Annotated in this window: 21 protein-coding genes; 16 read left to right on the top strand and 5 right to left on the bottom strand. The window is 61.7% G+C overall.

Annotated features, from left to right (window positions below; all coding sequences use genetic code 11):
* Positions 1-61: 61 nt before the first annotated feature.
* A complete protein-coding gene (locus PQU94_RS10875) occupies positions 62-931 on the top strand; it encodes an N-formylglutamate amidohydrolase (protein ID WP_272741486.1) in 870 nt (289 codons plus the stop codon).
* Positions 932-1285: 354 nt separating this feature from the next.
* On the opposite strand, the gene PQU94_RS10870 is transcribed toward PQU94_RS10875, so the two are convergent.
* Positions 1286-2101, bottom strand: a complete 816-nt coding sequence (locus tag PQU94_RS10870; RefSeq protein ID WP_272741485.1) for a DUF599 domain-containing protein — start codon at positions 2099-2101, stop codon at positions 1286-1288.
* 213 nt (positions 2102-2314) lie between these two features.
* On the opposite strand from PQU94_RS10870, the gene ppa reads away from it, so the two are divergent.
* Positions 2315-2851, top strand: a complete 537-nt coding sequence (gene ppa / locus PQU94_RS10865; RefSeq protein ID WP_272741484.1) for an inorganic diphosphatase — start codon at positions 2315-2317, stop codon at positions 2849-2851.
* 474 nt (positions 2852-3325) lie between these two features.
* Positions 3326-3583, top strand: a complete 258-nt coding sequence (locus tag PQU94_RS10860) for a hypothetical protein (RefSeq protein ID WP_272741483.1) — start codon at positions 3326-3328, stop codon at positions 3581-3583.
* Between the two features lie 145 nt (positions 3584-3728).
* Here the strand turns inward: PQU94_RS10860 and PQU94_RS10855 are convergent, their stop codons facing one another.
* Both PQU94_RS10855 and PQU94_RS10850 read right to left on the bottom strand, forming a co-directional pair.
* Complete coding sequence (locus PQU94_RS10855) at positions 3729-3911, bottom strand: YegP family protein (protein ID WP_272741482.1); 183 nt, start codon at positions 3909-3911, stop codon at positions 3729-3731.
* Between the two features lie 88 nt (positions 3912-3999).
* Positions 4000-4362, bottom strand: a complete 363-nt coding sequence (locus tag PQU94_RS10850; protein ID WP_272741481.1) for a DUF983 domain-containing protein — start codon at positions 4360-4362, stop codon at positions 4000-4002.
* A gap of 170 nt (positions 4363-4532) precedes the next feature.
* On the opposite strand from PQU94_RS10850, the gene PQU94_RS10845 reads away from it, so the two are divergent.
* The 9 genes from PQU94_RS10845 (at position 4533) to PQU94_RS10805 (ending at position 14690) form a co-directional block, all read left to right on the top strand.
* Complete coding sequence (locus tag PQU94_RS10845) at positions 4533-5483, top strand: ArsR/SmtB family transcription factor (protein WP_272741480.1); 951 nt, start codon at positions 4533-4535, stop codon at positions 5481-5483.
* A gap of 31 nt (positions 5484-5514) precedes the next feature.
* The gene (metF, locus tag PQU94_RS10840; protein ID WP_272741479.1) at positions 5515-6441 is read left to right on the top strand and encodes a methylenetetrahydrofolate reductase [NAD(P)H]; all 927 of its coding nucleotides are present in this window, start codon (positions 5515-5517) and stop codon (positions 6439-6441) included.
* Positions 6442-6458: 17 nt separating this feature from the next.
* Positions 6459-7181, top strand: a complete 723-nt coding sequence (locus PQU94_RS10835; protein WP_272741478.1) for a class I SAM-dependent methyltransferase — start codon at positions 6459-6461, stop codon at positions 7179-7181.
* Between the two features lie 144 nt (positions 7182-7325).
* Positions 7326-8390, top strand: coding sequence for a homocysteine S-methyltransferase family protein (locus tag PQU94_RS10830; RefSeq protein ID WP_272741477.1), 1065 nt, complete (start codon positions 7326-7328; stop codon positions 8388-8390).
* 7 nt (positions 8391-8397) lie between these two features.
* On the top strand, positions 8398-9387 hold the full coding sequence (locus PQU94_RS10825) for a D-alanine--D-alanine ligase family protein (RefSeq protein ID WP_272741476.1): 990 nt from the start codon (positions 8398-8400) through the stop codon (positions 9385-9387).
* A gap of 117 nt (positions 9388-9504) precedes the next feature.
* Positions 9505-9897 (top strand): hypothetical protein, encoded by a 393-nt coding sequence (locus PQU94_RS10820; protein ID WP_272741475.1) that lies wholly within the window; start codon positions 9505-9507, stop codon positions 9895-9897.
* Between the two features lie 6 nt (positions 9898-9903).
* Positions 9904-12561 (top strand): methionine synthase, encoded by a 2658-nt coding sequence (gene metH / locus PQU94_RS10815; protein ID WP_272741474.1) that lies wholly within the window; start codon positions 9904-9906, stop codon positions 12559-12561.
* Positions 12562-12810: 249 nt separating this feature from the next.
* On the top strand, positions 12811-14061 hold the full coding sequence (locus PQU94_RS10810; protein WP_272741473.1) for a M24 family metallopeptidase: 1251 nt from the start codon (positions 12811-12813) through the stop codon (positions 14059-14061).
* A complete protein-coding gene (locus PQU94_RS10805; RefSeq protein WP_272741472.1) occupies positions 14058-14690 on the top strand; it encodes a DUF4272 domain-containing protein in 633 nt (210 codons plus the stop codon). Before PQU94_RS10810 ends, PQU94_RS10805 begins: the two co-directional genes overlap by 4 nt.
* Here the strand turns inward: PQU94_RS10805 and PQU94_RS10800 are convergent.
* Both PQU94_RS10800 and PQU94_RS10795 read right to left on the bottom strand, forming a co-directional pair.
* On the bottom strand, positions 14687-14971 hold the full coding sequence (locus PQU94_RS10800) for a DUF1294 domain-containing protein (protein ID WP_272741471.1): 285 nt from the start codon (positions 14969-14971) through the stop codon (positions 14687-14689). The two genes, PQU94_RS10805 and PQU94_RS10800, sit on opposite strands and share 4 nt — an antisense overlap.
* 63 nt (positions 14972-15034) lie before the next feature.
* On the bottom strand, positions 15035-15760 hold the full coding sequence (locus PQU94_RS10795; RefSeq protein ID WP_272741470.1) for a hypothetical protein: 726 nt from the start codon (positions 15758-15760) through the stop codon (positions 15035-15037).
* 182 nt (positions 15761-15942) lie between these two features.
* Between PQU94_RS10795 and PQU94_RS10790 the strand changes: the two genes are divergently transcribed.
* The 4 genes from PQU94_RS10790 to PQU94_RS10775 all read left to right on the top strand — a co-directional run bounded on the left by PQU94_RS10790 (position 15943) and on the right by PQU94_RS10775 (position 18282).
* A complete protein-coding gene (locus PQU94_RS10790; protein WP_126421019.1) occupies positions 15943-16620 on the top strand; it encodes a TerB family tellurite resistance protein in 678 nt (225 codons plus the stop codon).
* A 238-nt stretch (positions 16621-16858) separates the two neighbouring features.
* A complete protein-coding gene (locus PQU94_RS10785) occupies positions 16859-17104 on the top strand; it encodes a hypothetical protein (RefSeq protein WP_272741469.1) in 246 nt (81 codons plus the stop codon).
* Between the two features lie 68 nt (positions 17105-17172).
* Positions 17173-17910, top strand: coding sequence for a peptidoglycan recognition protein family protein (locus tag PQU94_RS10780; protein ID WP_272741468.1), 738 nt, complete (start codon positions 17173-17175; stop codon positions 17908-17910).
* Complete coding sequence (locus tag PQU94_RS10775) at positions 17911-18282, top strand: DUF423 domain-containing protein (protein WP_272741467.1); 372 nt, start codon at positions 17911-17913, stop codon at positions 18280-18282.
* The last annotated feature ends 15 nt before the right edge of the window (positions 18283-18297 follow it).

The raw sequence follows: 18297 nt of genomic DNA, 5'->3' as shown, positions 1-18297 counted from the left end.
ATTAGGGCTCAGGTGTAAATTAGGGGTGAAGACAGCGCAGAATTGTCTTATCACGGGTTTAATGCCCGACCGTTCATCCCCAGCTCAGACCGTTCCTGCCGTCGATGTGCGCCGCCCGGCGGTGAGCGGCAGCGGGCTGGTCTTCGGCCTGCCGCATTCCGGGGCGTACCTGCCGGAGGCTTTTGTGGCGGCCGCGCGCTATGACGCGCCGCACCTGCGCATGACCGAAGACGCCTTTGTTGATGCGCTGGTCGGGTTTGAGGCGCTGGAAGGCGTGTGGGCCGTCCGCGCCAATTATAGCCGCGCCTATGTCGATGTGAACCGTCATCCGCTGGAGCTAGACCCGCGCCTGATCCGCGGTGCCCTGCCGAAAGGGGCGCTCAGTCAGTCGCTGCGCGTGCGCTCGGGTTACGGCGTCATTCCGCGCTGCCTGTCGGGCGGGCGGGAGATTCATGCTCAGCCGATCGCCTATGACGAAGCGGTGCAACGGCTTGAGGCGGTGCATACCCCCTATCACCGGGCCCTGACCGAGGTGCTGACCGAGGCGAAATCGGCGCATGGACGGGTAACGCTGATCGACTGGCACTCCATGCCGTCGGGCACGCTGAAGGGCGCGCCGGGCGCGGCGTCTTCGGCCAGACTGGCCGACATTGTGCTGGGGGACCTGCACGGTGAGGCCTGTGCAGCGGATCTGACGGCCTTTGTGCGGCAGGTGTTTGAGGCGCACGGTTTCCGCGTGGCGCACAACCATCCCTTTGCCGGGGGCTATACGCTGGAACGCTACGCCCGGCCGCACAAGGGGGTGGAGGCGTTGCAGATCGAGCTGAACCGCGGGCTGTACATGGATGAGGCGTCCCTGACCCTCAGCCCGCAGGCCGAGCGGATGCGCGTGGCGGTCGCGGCGGTCATCCACGGGCTGAAGCGAAGGTAATCCCAAGGGTCATTGAAAATGACTCTTGGTATGCCTTTCGAGACTGTCTCATGTCACTGACACATATGAGACAGTCTCGTTTCTTCAACGGCCGGATGCGGCCAGCATCTTCGGCTGTTGGTACAAGGGACGTATTCGGCCAAAAAAAAGCCGCGCTACACGAGCGCGGCTAAGTCTACAGGGAGGAAACGCCCAGGAAGGGCATCGACGTAAAAACGTCGAACACTCACTTGATACGCTGCGATGCAAAAATCCACAAGCTAAAAAACCATTTGTATGATCACGTATCGTTACAATGGTTCCGTAAGGAACGATTTTAAGTCAAGCAAACCTTTGCGTTATTTAGAAAACGATCTAGCCTGCTTTCGTTTCTATATTTGTTTCATCTTGCTGCGGCGCACCATTTTCTCTTTCCGCCTCGAACCGGCCCTCATAGATGGGGCGCGTGCGGGTCGGGTAGGGGTGGTCTTCGAGCAGTTCACGCATACGCCGCAGACCACGCGCCGCCTGTGAACGCGACTGCCGCCAGGCCAGAAGCACGGTGGCCCCGATACTGGCTATGGCCAGAGGGATCGGCCCGAACAGCCACGCGGCGGCGGCCAGCGAGAAGTAGTAGCCGCGCACCCCTTGCGAAAAATTGGACATGGCCGGTTCGAAGATGTCGGACACAGCTTCGGTAAAGGCCTGAGCGGTTTCGTTGTCGATATTTTCGGGCACGGCCCCCATGGCGGCCACCGCATAGTTGGTCTGGCGCAGGGCCCAGATGAAGTTGAGAAGGCCGCGCGACAGGCAGATCATCACCAGTGCCAGTTTCATCAGCAGCAGGGCCGAAGACGAGGTGTCGATGCCCAGCGCGTGCGCGCTCTTGTACGACAGGTCGCCGGTGAAGATGGCCCCGGCTACGGCCGCGATCAGGATGAGGTTGGCCGAGGCGAAGAAGCTCATCGAATTGACGCCATGACCGATCAGGTTGGAGTCGTAGAGCTTGAATGAGCGGATGACCATTTCCTTCATCCAGGCGCGCCGCACAATGGTCAGATCCTTGAAGATCACACCTGATTTTTTCGACAACGCCTTGAGCACGGGCTCATAGCCCAGCCAGCAGAAGATGAAGACCAGAAGGGCGCTGAAATCCTGCCAACTGCCGAACAGTTTGACGATAAGTTGCATGGGTGAGGTCTTTGTAAGTGTCTGTTGTTATCCGACTTTGGTCTAATTGAGGCGCTTCGCCGACGCCTGACAAGGGATAATTGCCTGCCGGGTAACAAATTGTAGCAAAGTTCGAAAAGAAAAAACGCAGACTTCGCTTGTGCGAGAGAGGCTGAACGCTTATGACAGCCCGCAAACAATATCATCAATGCCTTTTAACATTAAAGACATCCTATGAATCTCGATAAGATTTCCGTCGGCCCGAACGCTCCCTGGGACATCCACGCCGTCATCGAAATTCCGCAGGGCGGCATGCCCGTCAAGTACGAAATGGACAAGGATTCCGGCGCGCTGTTCGTCGATCGGTTCCTCTATACCTCGATGTACTATCCGGGCAATTACGGCTTTATCCCGCACACCCTGGCTGACGATGGCGACCCCTGCGACGTGCTGGTGGTGGGGCCGACGCCGGTCTACCCGGGTGTGGTCATCCGCTCGCGTCCGATCGGCGTGCTGCTGATGGAAGACGAGGCGGGCAAGGACGAAAAAATCCTGGCCGTGCCAGTGGACAAGCTGCACCCCTATTACACCAATGTGTCGAGCTATCGTCAGATGCCGGCCATCCTGATCGAGCAGATCACCCACTTCTTCGCCCACTACAAGGATCTGGAGAAGAACAAGGAAACCCGCGTCATCGGGTGGGGCGATCCGGAACAGGCGGCCCAACTGATCCGCGAAGGTCAGGAACGTCTGGCCAAGAAGATCGGTTGATCTGGTCTTCTGTGAAGTCCAAAGCCCGCCACACGGCGGGCTTTTTTTGTGCCTGTTTTGCAGCCTTGTGAAAATATGTCACATAATGAAATAGGGATTGACCTTCGGTAAGCCTCGTGCAATCCTTTCGCAATAAAGAAAAGGCTGCGGTAATTATTGCATTGTCGAATTGCATATATTCGCAAATGTCGATATTATTTCGCGAATAAAGCGCTTCCACTCGGATAAATTCGTTTATTGCGCCGGGTGGCGCGCATAAATTTCCCGCGTCTTTTGAAATTTCATTTAAAATCAAAGCCCAACTTGCCGGCCGACTTTCAGAGCGCAAAAGGGTCGCTTATGGATTTCGCAGGAAGGCGCATGATATTATGCCGTAACGGTATAACGCGTTGTATCCGCAGCCTGAGCGTGTGTTTGTACGGGACTGCGGTTTTTCCTCCCCCAAAAGACGTCCCCGTCAGAAGAATATCAAATATGTCCGATAGCTCATCCAATGTGGCGTCGCGCCTGTACGCTCTTGCCGTTGCGCGCGACACTGCCAATCTGGTCGATCTCGACGCCTCCCTCGCCCTGGCCCGCGCCTCGGTGCGGACCCTGATGGCCCTGTCGCCGCAGGCCGCGATGCTGATGCGCAGCTTCGCTCAGGAAGAAATCGACCGCCTGCACATGGAATGCACCGAAGAATCTCAGGGCTCGATCGCCATTATCCGCGATACACTGAATATGGCCTGAGATTTAGGCCTGAGATTTAGGCCTGAGATTTGGGCCTGAGTTTGGGGCCTGAGCCTGCATCGTCCGGTGAAAACGAAAAAAGCCCGCAGGCATCGGCCTTCGGGCTTTCTCGTTTTTGACAGTGGTGCCGGGAGACTGTCGCCGGCTACTCGGCCGTCTGGTCTTCGATTTCGGCGTCGGGCCCGTTCTTTTTGAGGGACTCGATGGCATTCTTGGCCGAGGCCTTGGAGGCATAGCCTTCGGTCCAGAAAATCGTCTCGGAATTATAGACGAAGTAGGCGACGAACTCGCCGGCCTTGTTCTTCTTGATCAGGAATTTGTGCGCCATCGGGGCCTCCGTTTATCCGTGTGACGCCCTGTGGCGTCGGCGTGAGAATTCTCCGCAAAGGAGATTCCGTCAAGCCCAACTTACGCTGTTATCGGAAGCGTTTGAGCCCGTGGTGCCAGATCAGGCCCAGGAACCCGCCCTTGATAAAGGGCAGCAGCAACAGGGTCAGGGCACCCATAATGGTCAGGGTCACCGGCACCACGATTTGCAGCGGAAAGTTCCAGAAAAACTCAAAGGCAAACATCGGCGCGATCACCAGATGCCCAACCAGCAGCATGGTGACATAGGCGGGGCCGTCGTCGCAGGGATAGGCCCCCAGCGGCGTCTGACAGTGGCTGCACGTATCCACCACCTTGAGATAGCCACGGAAGGCATGGCCTTCGCCACAGGCGGGGCAGCGGCGGCGCAGGCCGCGGGAAATGGCCGTCGAAAGTGTGGCTTTATCGGTCATGGGGCCTGAAACTCCGCTGTTATGGGTGTTGTTTATACGCCGATATGTGGGAAATCGCACGTCCCCCTGCCATGTGTAACGCTGTCGCAGGCCTGTCTATACCGTTCCGGATCGCGGCAAGACGATTTTAGGGCTTGCAAAATCACATAAAGACATCTTTATATGGTTATATGAAATCGAGCGACATACTGGGCGAAGCGGCGCTGCTGGAGGCGTTGAAGGCGATGGGGGAACCCACGCGCCTGCGACTCCTGCGTCTTTTAGCGCATGAAGAACTGTCTGTCATGGAGTTGGTGCGGATTCTCAATCAGAGTCAGCCGCGCATTTCGCGCCACCTCAAGCTGATGAACGAGGCCGGCGTCATCGACCGCTTCCCCGATGGGGCCTGGGTCTTCTATCGGCTCAGCGAGCACCCGGCCCTGACGCCGCTGATCGACGCCGTGCTGAGCGCGCTCGGCGAGGAGGGCAGCGCCGATCTGCGCGCGCTGGAAGAGGTGCGCGGACAAAGGCTTGAAGCGGCGCAGGGCTATTTCGAAAACATTGCGCCGGTTTGGGATCAGATCCGTTCGCACTATGTTGATGATGCCGAGGTCGAAGCCGCCATTCAGTCGCTGGTCGGGGATGCGCCGATTGAAACCATCGTCGATCTCGGCACCGGGTCGGGTCGGATGCTCAGCCTGCTGGCCCCGCACGCGGAATATGCCATCGGGCTCGACCTGTCGCAGCAGATGCTCAACATTGCCCGTGCCCGCACGCGCGAGGCGGGCCTGAGCGGTATCGACTTCCGCCACGGCGACATCCTCGCCACACGGCTCAATGGCCAGAGCGCCGATCTGGTCGTCATCCATCAGGTGCTGCACTTCCTGCCCGATCCGGGGCAGGCGCTGAAGGAGGCGGCGCGCCTGCTGAAACCCGGCGGTCGCCTGCTGATCGTCGATTTCGCGCCGCACCGGCTGGAGATCATGCGCGACGAATACCAGCACCGGCGTCTGGGCATAGGCGATGACGATATGAGCCACTGGCAGAAGGTGGCCGGGCTTAAGGCCCTGCGCAACCTGTCCCTGCCGCCGCATCAGGAGCCCGGTCTGACCGTGCGCATCTGGCTGCTGCAAAAGCCCTGATTATAGCCCCGACCTGTCCCAGAGAATCCTTATGGCCCCGCCGCCCGCCTTCGTTCAGTCTTCCATCGCCCGCAAGATCCGGGCCGGTGCCTCGCACCTCAATGTGTCGTTTGAGTTCTTCCCGCCCAAGTCGGCGGAGATGGAAGAGAGCCTGTGGGGCGCGATCCGTCGGCTGGAGCCGCTGAACCCCAGCTTCGTGTCGGTCACCTATGGGGCCGGTGGTTCGACGCGCGAGCGCACCCACCGGACGGTGAAGCGCATACTGGACGAAACCGCGCTGAAACCCGCCGCGCACCTGACCTGCGTCGAGGCTTCGCGCGAAGAGGTCGATGAGGTCATCCGCGAATACTGGAACGCTGGGGTGCGCCACATCGTGGCCCTGCGCGGTGACCCGCCCGGCGGGCTTCAGGACGGTCAGTACACGCCGCGCCCGGACGGCTATCAAAACGCCACGGAGCTTACCGCCGCCATCCGCCGCATCGGCGATTTTGAGGTCAGCGTCGGCGTCTATCCGGAAAAGCACCCGCAGTCGCCGTCTCTGGACTTTGATCTCGACGTGCTGCGTCAGAAGGTCGATGCCGGAGCGACGCGCGGCATCAGCCAGTTCTTCTTTGAGCCGGAAACCTTCCTGCGCTTTCGCGATGCCGTGGCCGATGCGGGGATCAGGATCGACCTGACGCCAGGCATCATGCCGGTGACCAATTTCAAGGGCCTGCGCAAGATGGCGGCGGCCTGCGAAGCCGCGGTGCCCGACTGGCTGGAAGACCTGTTCCACGGCCTCGATGACGATGCGGAGACGCGCAAACTGCTGGCTTCGGCGGTGGCGGTCGAGCAGGTGCTGGGCCTTGAGCGCGAAGGCGTCACCCATTTCCACTTCTACACGCTCAACCGCGCCGAACTGGTGTATTCGATCTGTCGCGTTCTGGGGCTAAGGGACGGTCAGATGACCGCCCTTTGAGCAGTGCCGGGGATGTTATGAGCCTGCAACCCGATTATGCGTCGATTACCCGCGACGACCCCAATGCGTTCAAGCGCTTTTTGCAGCATAAGCGCCTGAATGACGCGCTGGGGCTTCTGAAAGCCCGCCGTCTGGCGCTCAGTATCGACTACGGTGCCGGGGATGGCGAACTGGCGCGGCTGTTGCGGCTGATGTGCCCGGCGGGTGAGGTGGTGTGTTTTGAGCCTTCGGCGCAGTTGCGGGCGCAGGCTGTGGCCCATATCGGTGCGCTGAGTGGCATTAGTCTGAAGGCGGATGTGACGAATGTGGCCGATGGCTGTGCGGATGCCATCTTCTGCCTTGAGGTGTTCGAGCATTTGCCACCGCAGGAGACGACGGAGGCCATCGACCATATGCACCGCCTGCTCAAGCCGGATGGCGTGCTGATCGTCGGTGTGCCGGTCGAAACCGGTCCTGTGGCGCGCCTCAAAGGCTGGTTCCGCCGCCGCAGGCGTGTGGATTTCGACACCGATGCCCAGCGTATTGCGCAGGCCGCGCGCGGCGATATCCGTTTTGAGCGCTTGCGCGTGGACTTTGAGGGCGGCGGGGGCTACTACCCGCACCATCTGGGTTTCGACTACCGCGATCTGTTGCGGCGTCTGGCGACCCGCTTTGTGATCGAAACGCGCCGTTCCAGTCCGCTGGCGCTCCTGCCGCCGGAATGGAACAGTGAACTGAACCTGCTTCTGCGGAAGCGCTGATAACCTTCGCCTCCCCTGAGTTCAGGGGAGGTGGATTCGAGGCCGCAAGGCTTCGAAGACGGTGGGGTTAAACCCGCCGGTGTACCCCCCCTCCGCCGATTCCGGCGGTGTACCCCCTGAGATCAGGGGGGAAGGAGACAGAAAATGACCCGTCAGGAGCGCATAGACACCCTGAAAGCCGCCGCCAAGGAACGTATCCTGATCCTCGACGGATCATGGGGCGTGATGATCCAGCGGCGTGGCCTCGATGAACAGGATTTCCGCGGTGAGCGTTTCAGGGACCATGTCGGTCAGATGAAGGGCAATAACGACATCCTGTGCCTGACCCGCCCGGACATCATCACCGACCTGCATAACCAATACTATGCGGCGGGGGCCGACATCTCCGAGACCAATACCTTCTCGGCGACGACCATCGCCATGGACGATTACCACCTCGATGCGCAGGCCTGCTGGGACATCAATTACGAAGGGGCGAAGCTGGCGCGCGCCGCCGCCGATGCCTGGACGGCGAAGGAGCCGGAAAAGCCGCGCTTTGTGGCGGGCTCCATCGGGCCGCTGAACAAGATGCTGTCCATGTCGTCGGACGTGAACGATCCGGGGGCGCGCAGCGTCACCTTCGATCAGGTCTATGCGGCCTATAAGCAGCAGATTCGCGCCCTGAACGAGGGTGGGGTGGACCTCTATCTGGTCGAAACCATCACCGACACGCTGAACTGCAAGGCGGCGCTGAAGGCCATTATGGACCTTGAGGACGAGGGGCTGGACACGCTGCCGATCTGGATTTCGGGCACCATTACCGACCGTTCGGGACGTACCCTCAGCGGGCAGACGGCGGAGGCCTTCTGGAACTCGGTCAAGCACGCTAAACCGTTTGCCATCGGCTTTAACTGCGCGCTGGGGGCCGACCTGATGCGCCCGCACATTGCTGAGCTGGCGCGCGTGGCCGATACGCTGGTCGCCGCCTATCCCAATGCCGGCCTGCCCAACGCCATGGGGCAGTATGACGAGCAGCCGCACGAAACGGCGCACGAACTGCACGAATGGGCCAAGGACGGGCTGGTCAACATACTGGGTGGCTGCTGCGGCACGACGCCCGACCATATCAAACACGTCGCCGATGAGGTGCGCGGGTTTGCGCCGCGCGTCCCGCCGCAGCGCCCGCCCGCCCTGCGTCTGGCGGGCCTTGAACCGTTTGAACTGAATTGAGGTTGTTATGCGCCTGACCCTGCTTTTCGGCGGCCTGAGCCGCGAGCGTCTGGTGGCCGTCGCCACCACCCAGTCCCTGCACAAGGCCCTGCCCGAAGCCGATCTGTGGTTCTGGGACGAGGACAATCACGTCTATGAGGCCTCGTCTCTGGCGCTTCTGGGCCATCAGCGGCCGTTCGAGGTGCCCTTCCGCGCCGATGGCCACGATCTGGGGACCATTGATCAGGCGCTGGACCGGGCCGCCGCCGAAGACCGCGTGCTGGTGCTTGGCCTGCACGGCGGCATTGCCGAAAATGGCGAGTTTCAGGTCAAGTGCGAGGCGCGGGGTGTGCCCTTCACCGGCTCCGGTTCGGCGGCTTCGCATCTGGCTTTCGATAAGGTCTCGGCCAAGCGCTTTGCGGCTTGCGCCGGTGTGCCGTCCCCGGCGGGCATTGCGCTCAGCGACCTTGATGACGCCTTTGCCGAGTATGGCAAGCTGGTCGCCAAGCCGGCGCAGGACGGGTCGAGCTTCGGCCTGATCTTCGTCAACTTGACCAATGACCTGGTGGCGGTGCGCGAAGCTGCGAAAGAACAGCCCTATCTGATCGAGCCGTTTGTGACGGGGGCCGAGGCCACCTGCGCCGTGCTGGAGCAGGCCGACGGGTCGCTGATCGCCCTGCCGCCCATCGAGATCATCCCGGACCGCGGAGCCTTTGATTACCACTCCAAATATCTGTCCAACCAGACGCAGGAAATCTGCCCCGCGCGCTTTGCACCGGAGGTGATGGCGGAGATTCAGCGGCTGGCCATTGCGGCGCATAAGGCGCTGTCGTGCCGGGGCTATACGCGGTCGGACTTCATTGTCTCGGATAAGGGCCCGGTGTTTATCGAAACCAACACCCTGCCCGGTATGACGGCCTCGTCGCTGTACCCCAAGGCGCTGGCGGCGCAGGGCATCGGTTTTGTCGATTTCCTGCATGGGCAGGTCGATATTGCGGTCAGGCGGGCGGGGAAATAGTTTTCCTCCCTGTGCTTAGGGTGAGGTATAGCGCCCGCCACTACGACCTGAGTCTCCCCCTCCACCGCTTCGCGGTCCCCCTCCCCACGCTTCGCGCAGGGAGGAAAAAACAGGCAAATGACCCTAAATCCTTTTTCCGACAACTGGTCCGACCGTCTGCAGATCGCCGCCGATGTGCTGAAAGACGTCACGCCGGACGAACTGCGCGTCGATCAGCCGTTCTATGATGAGCTGACGCTGGTCCTGACCGAATACCGCCTGTGCGATGCCGCCTTTGCCGCTGCCGCGCCGCAGGTGCCCAATCCGCCGGACTGGGGCCAACTGAGCGCCGCCGTGCATGGTTCGACCCCCAATGCCCTGCTGCTGCACATCCACGGGTGGCTGGCGCAGGCGCGGTGGATCGACACGCCACTGGTACGCGTGCACGCGCAGGGCCTGCTCGAACCGGCGCTGCGGCGACTGGCGGCCCATGTTTCCGACCTTGATATTACGCCCGTAAAAGACGATTAAGCGCGCATGACCACGATTATGACCCCCACCTTCATCAATATCGGCGAACGCACCAATGTCACGGGCTCGGCGAAGTTCCGTAAGCTGATCGTCGAAGGCAACTACACCGCCGCGCTCGATGTGGCGCGTCAGCAGGTGGAGGCCGGGGCGCAGATCATCGACATCAATATGGACGAGGGCCTGCTCGATGCGGTGAAGGCCATGACGACCTTCCTCAACCTGCTGGCCGCCGAACCCGATATCGCCCGCGTGCCGGTGATGATCGACTCGTCGAAATGGGAGGTTATCGAGGCCGGTCTGAAATGCGTTCAGGGCAAGGCCATCGTCAACTCTATCTCGATGAAGGAGGGCGAGGACATCTTCCGCCACCACGCCCGCGAATGCCTGAAATACGGCGCGGCGGTGGTGGTCATGGCCTTTGACGAGGTGGGGCAGGCCGATACGGCGGCGCGCAAGATCGACATCTGTACGCGCGCCTACAACATCCTTGTCAATGAGGTGGGCTTCCCGCCCGAAGACATCATCTTTGACCCCAATATCTTCGCCGTGGCGACCGGGATCGAGGAACACGACAACTACGCCGTGGACTTTATCGAAGCGACGCGCACCATCAAGCAGACCCTGCCCTATGCGCGCATATCGGGGGGTGTGTCGAACGTCAGCTTCTCCTTCCGTGGCAATGAGCCGGTGCGCCGAGCCATCCACTCGGTGTTCCTGTATCACGCCATCAAGGCCGGCATGGATATGGGCATCGTCAATGCCGGCGACCTGCCGGTCTATGACGATATCGACGCCGAACTGCGTGAAGCGGTCGAAGACGTTATTCTGAACCGGCCCCAGCGCCACAATGTCAGCAATACCGAATGGCTGGTCGATCTGGCCCCCAAATACAAGGGCGAGAAGGGTCAGGTTGAGGCGAAGACGCTGGCCTGGCGCGAAGGCCCTGTCGAAGACCGTCTGAAACACGCCTTGGTGCACGGCATCACCGAATTTATCGAAGCCGATACAGAAGAGGCGCGGCAACAGGCTGAGCGCCCGCTGCACGTTATCGAAGGGCCGCTGATGGCCGGGATGAATGTGGTTGGCGACCTTTTCGGGGCGGGCAAGATGTTCCTGCCGCAGGTGGTCAAATCCGCCCGCGTCATGAAGCAGTCGGTGGCTTACCTCATGCCCTTCATGGAGGCCGAAAAAGACGGCGCCGAGCATCAGTCGGCGGGCAAGATCCTGATGGCCACGGTCAAGGGTGACGTCCACGACATCGGCAAGAACATCGTCGGCGTGGTCCTGCAATGTAACAATTACGAGGTCGTCGATCTGGGGGTCATGGTGCCCGCCGATCGCATCCTTGAAGAGGCCAGGAAGCACAAGGTCGATATGATCGGCCTTTCGGGCCTGATCACGCCGTCGCTGGATGAAATGGTGTTTGTGGCGCGCGAAATGCAGCGTCAGGGCTTCGACATTCCGCTGCTGATCGGCGGGGCGACGACCTCGAAAACCCACACGGCGGTGAAGATCGAGCCGGGCTACAGCAACGGGCAGACCGTCTATGTGCTCGATGCCTCGCGCGCCGTCGGTGTGGTGTCGCAACTCCTGTCCGACAGCGATAAGGCGCAGTTTATCGCCGATACGCGCGCCGACTATGAAAAGGTGCGTCTGGCCTATGGCAAGGGCGATCAAAAGCCGCGCTCCGACCTTAAAGAAGCGCGGTCAAAGAAGTTCGTTATCGACTTTGCGTCCGAAGCCCCCGTCGCCCCGACCTTCCTTGGGACGCGGACCTTTTCGCCGTATGACCTGCACGATCTGGCCGACCATATCGACTGGACGCCGTTCTTTGCCACCTGGGAGCTGGCCGGGCGCTTCCCGGACATCCTTGAGGACGAGATTGTGGGCGAGGCGGCCACCGCCCTTTATGCCGATGCGCAGGCTATGCTGAAGCGCATTCTGGACGAAAAATGGTTTGAGGCGCGTGGTGTGGTGGGCTTCTGGCCCGCCAATGCCACCGAAGACGACGATATCGAAGTCTATGAAGACGAGACGCGCTCAAAGGTCATTGCGCGTTTCCACACCCTGCGTCAGCAGATGAAGAAGACGCGCGACGATCAGTCGAACACGGCCTTGAGCGACTTTGTGGCACCCAAAGGCACGCCCGACTGGATCGGCGGCTTTGCCGTCACCGCCGGACATGGCGAAATGGAAATCGCGGCGAAGTTCAAGGCGGCGGGCGACGACTATAACGCCATTCTGGCCACCGCTCTGGCCGACCGTCTGGCCGAAGCCTTTGCCGAAGCCCTGCACAAGCGCGTGCGCCGCGAGCTGTGGGCCTATGCCGCCGACGAAGACCTTGATGTCGCCGGTCTGATTGCCGAGCAGTATAAGGGCATTCGCCCGGCACCTGGCTACCCCGCCCAGCCCGATCACACCGAAAAATGGACGCTGTTCGAACTTCTGGACGCGCGGGCGCAGGCGGGGATGGAACTGACCGAAAGCCTCGCCATGACGCCGCCGGCCTCGGTGTCGGGCCTCTATTTCGCGCATCCGAAATCGCACTATTTCGGCGTCGGCAAGATCGAAAAGGATCAGGTCGAAGACTATGCCCGCCGCAAGGGCTGGAGCGTCGATGAGGCGGAGCGGTGGTTGAGCCCGATCCTGAATTACGTGCCGTAATGTCTCCTCCCTACGCCTTAGCGTGGGGAGGTGCCGAGCTTGCGAGGCGGAGGGGCGACTCTTTCTCGGTTCCCGGCGCATAGCCTACAGAATCCTGTGCGCTGCAAATGGCCTGCGCTACCCCCCTCCGTCTTTGACGCTTCGCGTCAAATCCACCTCCCCATCGCTGCGCGACAGGGAGGAGAGGGCTTGCCAATCGCTTCAAACCCGCGCTAGGTCGTATACGATTTCGAGCGCAGGAGCGGGGTAATGCTGTCCAAACGGGCCTTTCTGAGCGGGGCGGTGGCTTCGGGTGTGGTCGTGGCATCGGGCGTGAAGGCCCAGACTCAGACCGTGACCCCGACTCAGGGCTTGCCCAATCTGGCGGCGGGGGCCACGCCCATCAGCGTGGCGGAGCGTCAGGCGCGCATCGCCCGACTGCAAGAGCAGATGCAGCGGCAAAAGATCGCCGGGTTGCTGATCGAAGGTGGCACGTCGCTGACCTATTTCACCGGCCTGCGCTGGGGGCGGTCTGAGCGCGTGACGGCGGCCCTGATCCCGGCCCGTGGCGAAGTGGTCATTGTCACCCCCTACTTCGAGGAATCGCGCACCCGCGAGACTCTGGAAGTGCCGGCCGAGGTCCGCACCTGGAATGAGGACGAAAGCCCCTATGCGCTGATTGCCGGTGCGTTGAAGGATCGCGGTGCGGCCAACGGGACGCTGGCCGTCGAAGGGACGACGCGCTATTTCATCATCGACGGCCTGAAACAGCAGGGGGCTTTCGAGGTGGTGTCGGGGGAGGCGCTGGTCGCCGTCTGCCGCCGCATCAAGTCGCCGGCCGAACTGGCCCTTATGCAGACGGCCAATGACATCACGCTGGCGGCGCTGCGTCACGTTCATGCGAACATCAAGGTCGGCATGGCGTCGCGCGATATTGCCGCCCTGATGAACGACGCCACGCGGGCGCTGGGGGGCGCGCCGGAGTTTGCCCTGACCCTGCTCAATGAGGCCAGCGCCTATCCGCACGGCACCAAGACGCCGCAGACCGTGTGCGAAGGCTCGGTAATCCTGATGGATTGCGGCTGTGCGCTGCTCGACTACGAATCCGACATTACCCGCACCTGGGTCTATGGCGAAGCGACGGCGCGGCAGCGCAAGGTGTGGGACACGGTGCGCCGCGGGCAGGAGATCGTGCTGGAAACGGCGAAGGTCGGCGTGCCGGTGGCGAAGCTCGATGCCGCCGTGCGCGCCTTTTATGACAAGGAAGGGTGGGGGCCGGGCTTCACCCTGCCGGGTCTGTCGCACCGCGCCGGGCACGGTATCGGCATGGACGGCCACGAAGCGCCCTATCTGGTCGGCAATGACCCGACGCCGCTGGAGGCCGGTATGTGCTTTTCGGACGAGCCGGGCCTCTATATCCCCGGCGAATTTGGCGTGCGGCTTGAGGATTGCTGGTATATGACGCCCACGGGGCCGAAGCTGTTTTCGCCTTTGGCCCGCTCACTGGAAGACCCGATTTGACGCCAAATGTGACTATAGACGCCGAAACCCGCAAGCAAAATTCGATCCGTCTGTTGAAGGCGCGAGGCCTGCCGGTCAGTGACAGCCTGCCCGAAATCGAAGAGGCGGCGGATGTGACGATCCGCTCCGGCGAAGCGATCGTCTATCGGCTTTTGTGCCTGACGGCGGTGGCGCAGGCGGCCTTTCTGGGGCGGCCGGGCCCGGTCCTGCCGTTTGTCGGCCGCTGGAAGCTCGACCCGCACCTGACGCCGCAGGAACGCACGCTTTTGCAAGGGGATGCGGTGTCTGAGGCCGATGCTATCCGCTTTTCGTGGCGGGTGGAGGCCATGGTGCCGCTGATGTGGGCGATCGGCCTGATCGATGAGCTGTGGTTTCCCGCCGAAGACGTCAACGCGCAGGAGATGCTCGACTACTGGCAGAACTTTGCGCACGACGATCTGAGCCGCATCGGCCACCGTGACGTCGAAGAGATACTCGATCAGGCCGATCTGATCTATCGGCTGCACGGGGCGGTGCGTGACGGGGCCGAAGGCGTCCTGCCCGATGTGGTGCGCGAACGCCACCACGCGCTCAACTGGCTGATCGGCTATGAGGGCGACGACTGGGACGACGTGCAGACGGATACTTAAAGCGTCTGGAATGCTATGATCGTGGCCGCCATCGCCAGCAGGTGCAGCCAGACGATCCTGTTGAATCTGCGCTTAAAATCGCGCTTGACGCTCTTGTGGCGGAACAGCCGCATGGACAACAGCGCCGCGGGCCAGCCGCCCAGCCAGCAAAGCCGCAACAGTGTCGCTTCCGGTACGCGGCGTTCGCGCCGGATGGCGCGGCGCTTGTCGGCGGCCCAGACCTGAAACGTTACCAGATTGATCAGGGCCAGCCCGCCGAGGGCCAATATCCAGAGGGTCATGGTGGCAGAATAGGGCGGAGGGGATAAGAAGGGTTAAACCCGTTGTTATCCCTGGATAACAACCTATTCCCCGTCCTTCTTGCCCCAGCCGAGCTTGCCCATCAGGCCGGTGGCCCAGTTGCCGCTCGACTGGCCCTTGCCCGACTTGCCCGTCGGGCGGGAGGAGCCGATGGCGGCATTGGGGTCGGCGGGGGCCGGGGTGGCGCTGGTCTTTTGTGGCGTCAGGACATCGAGCGTCTGACGCTCGGTCGCGGGCTTCATCGCCTCGGCAATCAGCTTCGCCTCTTCCTCGGTCTGCATTTCCTTGAAGATGTTGGGATGCCCCGAAAGCGCCTTCGCCGCGCGCTCGCAATCGCCGGGCAGGGACCAGTTGACATAGGCCCCCGCCGCCTGACCCTTGGGGGCCTTGCGCGCCTCTTCCCAGCCGTTGAAGCCTTTTTCGCGGGCGGCCTCAGCGCTCTTGCGGCCTTCCGGAGCCTCGCCCTTTTTCGACAGGGTCAGGGCCGCCTCATAGGCGCGCAGATACGAGGCGCCGATCTTTTCCATATCCTTGCTCAGCGGCTCGATATCCGAGATACGCTCCGCCAGGTCCATATGGCCGGACAGGATGCCATGGCACCACGCCACGCGGTTGAAATCGTCGGCGGGCGCGTCGGCGATGACGGGGGTGCGGATGACCTGTTCCTTGATGCCGGTGACATTGGTGGCGATAGGGCCGTCGTCGGTTTGTGCCATCGCCGAACCGGCCAGCAAGGCCATACACACAGTCGCCGTAATCGTCGCTCTCATGGACGCCGTCATCCTCATATTCAGACTCATCCCTTTGTCATGCGGACAAATTGGGGCGAAATCGCGTTTTATCGTTATTTTAGAGCGGAATGTCGCCGCGCGCACAGAAAAAATCTCTCTTACAGAAACTTAAGGGGTTTTGCGCCGTATAATCGCCTAGAGTGGTGCGTAGGAAAGTGAATATGAGTTTCTGGAAGACCCTCGCGCACAAGGCGGCCCACGCCTTCGACCCCGCCGACTGCACCGATTGCCCCAAGGGGCAGCCGGGCCGCGACCCGGCGTTCGCCACGGCGGTAACCGCGCTGGGGGCCAAGCTGGCTATGGCCGACGGGCTTGTGGATGAGAGCGAGGAGCAGGCCTTTTTCGACGTGTTTCAGCCCGAACGCGGGGCCTATGACAATATCCGCCGCCTGTACGATCTGGCGCGCCAGACCAGTCTGGGGTTTGAATCCTATGCCCGGCGGCTGGCCAAACGCTATGCCCAATGCCCGCGCATCCTTGAGGACGTACTGGAAGGCCTGTTCCATATTGCGGTTTCGGACGGCCACCTGACCGACCGCGAAGAGACCTATCTGGAAACCGTGGCGCGTCTGTTCGACCTCAGCCCCGCGACCTATCGCCGCATTCGCGCTGACTATGCCGGGCCGGACGCCGACGACCCCTATCATATTCTGGGCATTCATCCGGATGTGGCCGACCATGAAATCCGCATCGCGCGTAACAAGGCGTTGGGCGATGTGCACCCCGATCGCATCCTGGCGCGCGGTCTGCCCTCTGAATATGTGGGGCTTTTCACCCAGAAGGCGGCACGGATCAATGAGGCCTACACGCAGATCCTGCGTGAGCGGGCGCTGCAATAGGGGCACGATCTGTGATGAAATCGATGTCTCTCTTAACAAGTCATAAAAAAGTTAAGTTAACGCGGGGTCAGATGGTTGACGTCGGCCTTAATCGTGCCAATCTGCTGTGGTGCAGTGCAGTCATCACCCATCCTGCATGGCGCGTAGTGAGGTTTGTAAGGCCATGAGCGATCTGATGTCCGTTTTCGGAAGTTTCACGCGACCCCATCCGTGGGCGCAGGTGCGTCGGAGGAACGCCATGGCCAGACTCAAGCACGTTTTCATGATGACCCTGATCGGGCTGGTCTCGCTGGCCGGTGCCGTCCTGGCGGTGATCTTTACCGGTATTCTGGCCGCTCTGGCCCTGATCGGCGTCGGCCTGATGGCGGTGACGGCCTTCTTTACACGCAAGCCCGTGCGCGTCACGGTCGATGCCAAAAAGCGCAAGCGCGAAGACGGCGTGCTGGACGCGCGCAAGAACGGCTCGACCTGGGAAGTGTACTGAGCTTTTAAACCTTGAAGGTTTCGCGACCCCGGCCTATCAAGCCGGGGTTTTTTGTTGCGGATTTGCCGATGATTTCGCTGCCTTCCCCCAATTTCAATGCGCGTCCGTCCGTGCCCGACATGGTTGTCCTGCACTATACGGGTATGGAGACGGCGAAGGCGGCGCTGGACCGGCTGTGTGATCCGGCGGCGCAGGTGTCGGCCCATTACGTCGTCGATGAGGACGGTACGGTTTATCACCTTGTCGATGAGGAGCGCCGTGCCTGGCACGCCGGGGTCTCGGTGTGGAAAGGCGCGCGCGATATCAATGGCATGTCCATTGGCATTGAGCTGGTCAATCCCGGCCATGAGTTCGGCTATCGCGACTTTCCGCAGGCGCAGATCGACGCCGTGATCGCACTGCTGGATGGTATTCGCGGGCGCTGGGACATACCCGATCACCGTATTCTGGGACATTCGGACGTTGCCCCGGTGCGCAAGGAAGACCCCGGTGAGCGCTTCCCGTGGCAGGCTCTGGCCGAGGCGGGGCACGGGTTGTGGGTCGATCCGCCGCTGCCGCCAGAGGGCGTCATGGGGCCGGCACTCGATATCGGCGATAGCGGGCCGGGCGTGTTTGCGCTTCAGGGGGCGCTGGGCAAGCTGGGCTACGACCTCCTGCCGGGCGGCCCCTATGACGCGGAAACAAAGGCCATCGTCACGGCCTTTCAGCGCCATTGGGTACAGACGCGCATCGACGGTAAGGCGGATGCCCTGACGCGGGTGCGCCTGATGGCGCTGTTGCGCCATATCACGCTTCTGGAGGCGTAAATGAATTACCAACGCTGGGACTATGTGTTTTTGCTGATGTCGGGTCTGTGGGGCCTGATCGGCGTCATGCTGCTGGCGGCGGGCAGCCATGCCGACCCGCGCCTGACCTCGGCCGGCATGTTCCTGCTGTTTCACGCGGCGACGGCGATCGGTCTGGTCCATTCGGGCTTTATGGGGCCGCGGATGCGTCTGAACGTCCTGCTGCTGCTGATGGTCGGCAGCGGCGTGTTTGCCGCCGATATCTGCTCGCGTGTGCTGCGCGGGCAGGGGCTCCTGCCCAATCTGGCGCCCACGGGCGGTGTGCTGGTCATGCTGGGCTGGGCCGGGGTGGCTTTGGCTTCGGCCTTGAAGCTGACGGCGAAGAAGGCTTGATTTAGGTGCGGCTTT

The sequence above is a fragment of the Asticcacaulis currens genome, assembly GCF_028550395.1.
GTDB lineage: Bacteria > Pseudomonadota > Alphaproteobacteria > Caulobacterales > Caulobacteraceae > Asticcacaulis > Asticcacaulis currens.
The sequence above is the reverse complement of the archived record's forward strand: the minus strand, read 5'-3'. Positions and strand labels throughout refer to the sequence as shown.

Excerpts from the sequence above, each read along its gene's own strand:
- PQU94_RS10825 (WP_272741476.1), top strand. The coding sequence starts at position 8,398 with ATGCGCCTGACCCTGCTTTTCGGCGGCCTGAGCCGCGAGCGTCTGGTG.
- ppa (WP_272741484.1), top strand. The coding sequence starts at position 2,315 with ATGAATCTCGATAAGATTTCCGTCGGCCCGAACGCTCCCTGGGACATC.
- PQU94_RS10855 (WP_272741482.1), bottom strand. The coding sequence starts at position 3,911 with ATGGCGCACAAATTCCTGATCAAGAAGAACAAGGCCGGCGAGTTCGTC.
- PQU94_RS10785 (WP_272741469.1), top strand. The coding sequence starts at position 16,859 with ATGGCCAGACTCAAGCACGTTTTCATGATGACCCTGATCGGGCTGGTC.
- metH (WP_272741474.1), top strand. The coding sequence starts at position 9,904 with ATGACCACGATTATGACCCCCACCTTCATCAATATCGGCGAACGCACC.
- PQU94_RS10790 (WP_126421019.1), top strand. The coding sequence starts at position 15,943 with ATGAGTTTCTGGAAGACCCTCGCGCACAAGGCGGCCCACGCCTTCGAC.
- PQU94_RS10860 (WP_272741483.1), top strand. The coding sequence starts at position 3,326 with ATGTCCGATAGCTCATCCAATGTGGCGTCGCGCCTGTACGCTCTTGCC.
- PQU94_RS10850 (WP_272741481.1), bottom strand. The coding sequence starts at position 4,362 with ATGACCGATAAAGCCACACTTTCGACGGCCATTTCCCGCGGCCTGCGC.
- PQU94_RS10875 (WP_272741486.1), top strand. The coding sequence starts at position 62 with ATGCCCGACCGTTCATCCCCAGCTCAGACCGTTCCTGCCGTCGATGTG.
- PQU94_RS10845 (WP_272741480.1), top strand. The coding sequence starts at position 4,533 with ATGAAATCGAGCGACATACTGGGCGAAGCGGCGCTGCTGGAGGCGTTG.
- PQU94_RS10780 (WP_272741468.1), top strand. The coding sequence starts at position 17,173 with ATGATTTCGCTGCCTTCCCCCAATTTCAATGCGCGTCCGTCCGTGCCC.
- PQU94_RS10870 (WP_272741485.1), bottom strand. The coding sequence starts at position 2,101 with ATGCAACTTATCGTCAAACTGTTCGGCAGTTGGCAGGATTTCAGCGCC.
- PQU94_RS10820 (WP_272741475.1), top strand. The coding sequence starts at position 9,505 with ATGACCCTAAATCCTTTTTCCGACAACTGGTCCGACCGTCTGCAGATC.
- PQU94_RS10810 (WP_272741473.1), top strand. The coding sequence starts at position 12,811 with ATGCTGTCCAAACGGGCCTTTCTGAGCGGGGCGGTGGCTTCGGGTGTG.
- PQU94_RS10800 (WP_272741471.1), bottom strand. The coding sequence starts at position 14,971 with ATGACCCTCTGGATATTGGCCCTCGGCGGGCTGGCCCTGATCAATCTG.
- PQU94_RS10775 (WP_272741467.1), top strand. The coding sequence starts at position 17,911 with ATGAATTACCAACGCTGGGACTATGTGTTTTTGCTGATGTCGGGTCTG.
- PQU94_RS10835 (WP_272741478.1), top strand. The coding sequence starts at position 6,459 with ATGAGCCTGCAACCCGATTATGCGTCGATTACCCGCGACGACCCCAAT.
- PQU94_RS10830 (WP_272741477.1), top strand. The coding sequence starts at position 7,326 with ATGACCCGTCAGGAGCGCATAGACACCCTGAAAGCCGCCGCCAAGGAA.
- metF (WP_272741479.1), top strand. The coding sequence starts at position 5,515 with ATGGCCCCGCCGCCCGCCTTCGTTCAGTCTTCCATCGCCCGCAAGATC.
- PQU94_RS10795 (WP_272741470.1), bottom strand. The coding sequence starts at position 15,760 with ATGAGAGCGACGATTACGGCGACTGTGTGTATGGCCTTGCTGGCCGGT.